This is a genomic window from Sphingomonas sp. 1185, from assembly GCF_040544655.1.
Lineage (GTDB): Bacteria > Pseudomonadota > Alphaproteobacteria > Sphingomonadales > Sphingomonadaceae > Sphingomonas.
Genome location: NZ_JBEPKL010000019.1, coordinates 72609 through 78608 on the forward strand (window position 1 = coordinate 72609; position 6000 = coordinate 78608).

Below are 6000 nucleotides of genomic sequence, written 5' to 3' on the forward strand. Positions count from 1 at the left end.
CACGTAGCGCACCGATGAGCGGTCGGCACCGAGCGCAAGGCAACTGCGCCGCTCGCTGACGCCATGGGACGCCTGGACGTGCGCGACGATCTCGCGCCGTCGCCCAGGCGTCAGAGCTTTTTGCCGGGACATCCTGCAGGATATGCTTGTCCAGGCTCAGGTCCGCGATGAGTTGCTTCAGCTTGCGGTTCTCGTCCTCAAGTTGCTTGACCCGCCGCAGCTCGCCGACAACCAGCCCGCCATACACCTTCTTCCAGCGGTAGAACGTCTACTCCGACACGCCCATCCGGCGGATGACCTCGGCCACAGGCGTGCCCGCCTCCGCCTGCTTCAGCGTGAAGACGATCTGCTCTTCCGTGTAGCTCGACTTTTTCATCCCAGCTCCTTGCCCGTGGGCTTCCAAGGGCCGGAAAACTCTCACTCAACATGGATGAAAAAAACAGGGAGGACGTCGACAAGGCACAACGCGCGGCCTTCGGCGAAAAAGGGGGCACCTGATCCAGGCGATCGGTTGCCCGCGGTGGCCAGACGACCAAGGTCCACGCGCTCACCGATGCCATCGGCCGTCCCTATGCGCTGATGCTGCCGGCCGGCAATTTCAGCGACGTGAAAGCGGCGCCTGCGCTCCTCGAACGGGCCGGTCTATGCGTTACCTTCTTCCTGACAAAAGCTATGATGCCGACCGGCTGCGCCATTCGCTCCGCGATGCCTGAGCCGTTCCTCTCATTCCCGGACGGCGAAACCGCAAAGGTACCATCTACTACGACAAGGACAGATACCGCAGCCCAACCTGATCGAGAACGCTTTCTGCCGCGTGGCCACCCGCAACGGCAAACTCGCCGCCAACTTCCTTTCAGGCGTCGCCATCGCTACCGCGCTCACCTTCTGGCTCTGATCAAGGCTCAACCCTGGGAGCCACGTCGGTGCGTGGATAGATTGACCGTGGCGTGCCCCCGTCATGTTACCGTTCAGACGTAGAAGCTTTGGGGCCCAGCGACCCGTACATTTTGCTGGAAATCCTCTTAAAAAACTCGGCATCCTATCCGGGTATAGAGTCCCAAGCCTTAACTATTAAGGCCGACACTATCGAGGCCCGCTAAATTTAGCCTCAGGTTTTTGCAGAACCTGATTTGCCACAGCGAATGATTTCAGAGTATCCTGCGGCACCCTATAATCAGCATCCAATCGATTTTCTTGACGGGTATCAATTCTTGCCTGCAAGCGATTGTTAATTCTAAGTGTCGGCCCTGCGATGCCATTAGACTCAACCTGGGCTTGACGTTTTCCTACCTGCCCTACTGACGATCCACCAATCCGAATAGCCTGAGCCTTACTTTCATAAGAAAACGCAGCTAAAGTAACATATATTGCGAAGACGTAAACAATTTTCATTACATCGGCCTTACGTCAGCTTCAATTATATTGCCACTTATACCTATATCCGAAGAACGCGCAATCAGCGATAGGTACTGAACTGGACAATCAGATTCAATATCAAAATAACCTATCGTCGTACCGCCCTCGTCGGCCGAATTGTTAAGCGGAATTTGACTGACGGAACGGCCATCAATGCAAGTCAAAGACCACTGCAGACGTGAAGATTCGGTTGCGTTTAGTCCCGCTGCCTTGCTGCGTAGGATGTATGATCCCGGTGGCAACAACTGCATCTGACGAATTAGTAGCCCGCCAGCGCCAGGAGGAACCGAGAAAGCGAGTTCATTGCCATCCATTCCACGTTCAATCGACGTCGATATGCCAGAATCGCCGAATAACTGCCAATCGAATGCCGAACGGCTGTCCTGATCATTAGCAAAATGTGGGTCTCGTGAACGTGATCGTTCCATACCCGACGAATGGGATGCTTGAAAATTCCAAGCACGCTCAATTTTTCCTTTTGAGATGAGGTTTGATATTATTGCGGATTTCGCCGGTCCGCCAACAAGACCATCTACCTTATCAAGGCGATCGAACAAAGTTGCGGCAGCGAGGGGATTTGGCGAATCTTTCGCCAAGAAAAAAATAAAATCAGATGCCCAATAGGGATGATCTGCAAGTAACTGCACCATTGCATTCATAATAGAGCGATCGGTAATGGCCGATGCTAAGACTGGAAATAGTAATTGGCGCGCCTCCCGCGAGGTGCGGAGCGCAATATCGTAATGCCTTACAGCATCTGCCACGTCCCCTTTAGCGACAGCATTCTCAATTGCCCAAAGGTTCGTTTGAAGATCGCGGTGCGACAAGCGTTGGGAGAGTTCAAAATAGCGCCTCGCAAGATCGGGCTTACCTTGAATTTGTGCATCAAGACCCAGCGCTACAAGCGCATCCAATGCGATGCCGTCCTTGTGCAGCGCATACTTAGCAATTTGATCAGTGCGAAACGACTGTGCGGAATCGGGGCGTGTTGGGACTTGCGTTCTGGCGTAACGGGCTGCGACATCGCCATCCCAAGGCGCTAATGCGAAGGCTTGGTCAGGCTTGGCATTCTTGAGTACAGTGGCCAGCGTATAAGTTCCAGCAAGATAGGCGCCCGTCAGCGTTAAAGCGCTAATAAAAATCAGCCAAATCCATCTTTTTAAAGAAATAGCCTGACGGGCAAACCGACTTTCCCTCACTCGCTTTTCTCCACGTCTCGGCCATAGCCATAACCATAGTCATAGCCGTATCCAAGGTGCGACTTCCGAGCTTCGAACTTGGTCAATACGCCGCCCACTATGTGCGCATTTGCCGCAAGCAGACGGCTAATAGCGGTACGGACCAAAGTTGATCGAATACCATGCGATTCTACCGCATAGATAACGCCCTCTACCCGGCCGCCAATCAAGGGAGCGTCAGCAAGACCCATGACCGGCGGGGAGTCGATTACAACGTTATCATATCGCTTAAGCAACTCCGAGATGAGCAAGGCTAGACGATTGCTAGTTAGCAATTCTGCAGCATTCGGAGGAATAGGGCCTGATGTCATTGCTGCAATATTCAGATCATCCATCCTGAAAATTAGATGATCAATCCTGTCGTCGCCAGCCAAGAAATTGCTGAGACCAGCGTCGTGGCTTACCCCTCCCAGCGTGTGGACAGATGGCGATCGCATGTCGCCGTCCACCAATATGACTTGCCGCCCTGTGCGGGCTAGCATCGCGGCGAGCGCAAGCGCAGTCGTAGATTTACCTTCGGCGGGACGCGTCGATGTGACCGACAGCGAACGAGGCACACCGTGTTCGGTCGTAAAACAAAGGTTGGTATGTACGGCAAGGTAAGCGTCGACGATGTCCGACTTGCGATCGAGCAGAGCATCGCGAGGCGTAACGTTACTCACCTTGGGGACCGAGCCAAGCAGCGGCAGCCCCAGCCGGCGTTCAACCTCCGCAGGATCTACAATAGACTCATCAAGTTGCTCCAATCCGAAAGCCAGCACAACACCAAGAACAAAGCCAGAAAGAATAGAAATAGCAAGATTAAGCAGCAACCGTGGGCTGGACGGCTTTTGAGGAACGTCGGCACTATCCACAATCGAGATATTGTTAACCCCAACGCCGCCAGCGACACCAATCTCCTTGAAGCGATTCAAAAGGCCGTCATATAATGCGCGATTGGAATCAACTTCCTGCTGATAAATATTGTACTGAATGCTACGGCGACGCATATCGAGATATTGGGACTTAAGGCTATCAACCTTGGCACGAAGGTCTCGCTCGCGTTGCTCAGCCTGACGATAATCGGAATTCAGAGAACTAGAAACGCGAGATTCTTCGCGAGCAATGCTCTGGTCGAGTTGGTCAATTTGCGATCGTAATGCTTTTGCGCTCGGGTAGTTAGGTTCGAACTGAATCATCATGCGTTGATATTCAGCCGCAAGTTCAGCGCGGCGTTGACGCAGACCACTAATTGCAGTGTTGGTAAGCGCCTGAGGAGATGCACCAGCCCGGCCCGCCTGCTGAAACTTTGCCTCCGCCTGAATGCGCTCTGCAGTTGCCTCTGCCAGGGAAGCATTAAGCGCAGCAAGATCGTCCGCAACAATAGAACGCTCAGCACTACCAGTGCCGGTGCCAGAGTTTTGTGCCGGAAGGTTGATAATTTTTTGTGCTGATGCGTAATTAACCAATTGGCGTTGCGACTGGTCAAGTTTTTCTTTTAATTGAGCAAGTTGCGCCGAAAGAACATCCCGTCCGTACGCTGTCGCCTGCACTTTTCTGTCAAGATTTGTACGGATAAAATTTTCTGCCCAGGCATTCGCAACCTTAGCTGAAAAAGTAGGATCCGAGCTAGTGAAGGCAATATTCACTAGCCGGGACAGGCGTTGAGGGTCAATCCCAACATGCTTCAGCAGTATCTCAGCGGCCACTCTCTGCCTTTCCGCATGGCCATTAGCAGGATATCGGTTGTTAATGAGGTGGAAAGCCGATTTGCTATCATCTTGATCTTTAAAACGGGCAAAAAAAGCTGGATCATCAATAAGATGAAGCTGATTTGCTACGCGTTCCGCAAGGATGCGCGAGCGAAGTAACCCGTATTGTGTCTGATAGAATTCCTGATCTGCGATGCTCGCTTCCTGCTCGACACCTTGAAAATTGGTGACTTTGTCTGACTCTCTTGCGATCTCTATCGTCGCAACAGCGGTATATTTTGGTGTCATGAGCAAGGTAATGATAACGCCCAGAAGGACGCACGCTACGATGGTTCCTATAATCGCGTAACGCCAGCGTAGCAGGACATGCATGTATTGACGCAGCGCCGGCATGCGCTGGACATCGTCTTCACGCAAGCGATTGGATACACTGGCTGACGATATCAGGCCAGCCGAGTGAGACGTGATACGGTTCATGGGTAGCGCAGACCTTACTGAAGCACGGCGATGAGCGGCGCAGCAAGCAGCGGCGCAAGAGACACAACATCACGGAATATACGACGCTGTGGCGAATCTCCAACGATAACAACGTCGTTAGCATAGATTGGTGGATCATCATAGGCGCCCTGCCGAATCGCGCCAATATTATACAAGCCTGCCATGTGCCGATTATTGACCGTGCGTAGGATAACGACATCATCCGCACGGGCGAATTCCGTCATGCCCTTAGCCGATGCGATTACGCGCATAAGCGTCATTTGATTAGTCACAGGGTAGAGGCCTGGCTCGACCACCTGACCATCTACCGTAACGACTTGGCTGACCGAATTGCGAATGTTGACCGTCACCTGCGGGTTACGAACATATCGCCCTACCAACGCCTTTTCGATGATACCGGCAAGCTCATTTGCAGTTTTGCCGCGGGCATCGATGGTTCCGATTAACGGCATTGCAATACGCCCGCTCGAGTCAACCTGGAGTTCCCGGCTAAGGTCGGGCACATTGAAGATGTCGACCTGAATGGTGTCCAATGGACCGATCAGCGCGGGACGATCCGATGTGGTGAGGTCGGCACGACCGGGTGCTGGTAGGGCGTGTTGGTCAACTACGGTCAATCGCGTGGTCGAACTCAGACGTTCACGTCTCGCGCAGCCTGACAGCGCGGCAACGATTATCAAGGCAGTCAAGGCCTTACGCATACGATCAAGCAACCTGTGATCAAAGGAAGAAGGGGCTCTATAGGAGGTCAGGGTCTTGCGGTAAAGTTCTCAGGGCTAGCACTCGTTGGTGAAGCGGTCATAAGGTGATTCAGGCTTGGCGAGGGTTGGCATTAGCGTCCTGTGTCGGCAGACCAGGCTCAGTACCTGTAATTTGCGTCCGCTCGGCGGTTGTCCCTTGAGGGTCTCAAGGATCTGTCCGCACTCGCCGACCTGTTGGTCGGTGGTGCTGTATCGGGTCTCACAAGGCCGGACGTTGCATTGACTCGAAGTGGGCTTGGCAGCCCATCTGATCACCTTCGCGGATCGTCCGTCCCTGCGTTCCCTCGCGGGACACCGCCATGGGAGTGTCAGGAATTTCGTGTGCGGGCGGGCGGATGAACATTACGCCGCCATGGCCCGGATGAAACGCTCGCCGAAGATGACGGCGAACTGAGC

Annotated in this window: 5 protein-coding genes and 1 pseudogene; all 6 read right to left on the reverse strand. The window is 53.5% G+C overall.

The genetic code is table 11. The features are described from left to right. Positions 1-104 precede the first annotated feature (104 nt). Positions 105-376, reverse strand: a pseudogene (locus ABIC44_RS13385) (transposase); the annotation flags it as partial. Positions 377-1083: 707 nt separating this feature from the next. Further along, positions 1084-1392: a hypothetical protein gene (locus ABIC44_RS13390; protein ID WP_354295982.1), complete on the reverse strand. Its 309-nt coding sequence runs from the start codon at positions 1390-1392 to the stop codon at positions 1084-1086. Continuing rightward, a complete protein-coding gene (locus ABIC44_RS13395) occupies positions 1392-2615 on the reverse strand; it encodes a hypothetical protein (RefSeq protein WP_354295983.1) in 1224 nt (407 codons plus the stop codon). The genes ABIC44_RS13390 and ABIC44_RS13395 overlap by 1 nt, the downstream gene beginning before the upstream one ends. Beyond that, positions 2612-4822: a GumC family protein gene (locus ABIC44_RS13400; protein ID WP_354295985.1), complete on the reverse strand. Its 2211-nt coding sequence runs from the start codon at positions 4820-4822 to the stop codon at positions 2612-2614. Before ABIC44_RS13400 ends, ABIC44_RS13395 begins: the two co-directional genes overlap by 4 nt. 14 nt (positions 4823-4836) lie before the next feature. Beyond that, positions 4837-5544 (reverse strand): polysaccharide biosynthesis/export family protein, encoded by a 708-nt coding sequence (locus ABIC44_RS13405; RefSeq protein ID WP_354295986.1) that lies wholly within the window; start codon positions 5542-5544, stop codon positions 4837-4839. Between the two features lie 259 nt (positions 5545-5803). Then, on the reverse strand, positions 5804-6000 hold a 197-nt coding region (locus ABIC44_RS13410; RefSeq protein WP_354295988.1), incomplete at its 5' end, for a hypothetical protein.

What these genes read in the sequence shown, in the direction of transcription:
- ABIC44_RS13390 (WP_354295982.1), bottom strand. Translation starts at nt 1,392, where the DNA reads ATGAAAATTGTTTACGTCTTCGCAATATATGTTACTTTAGCTGCGTTT.
- ABIC44_RS13405 (WP_354295986.1), bottom strand. Translation starts at nt 5,544, where the DNA reads ATGCGTAAGGCCTTGACTGCCTTGATAATCGTTGCCGCGCTGTCAGGC.
- ABIC44_RS13400 (WP_354295985.1), bottom strand. Translation starts at nt 4,822, where the DNA reads ATGAACCGTATCACGTCTCACTCGGCTGGCCTGATATCGTCAGCCAGT.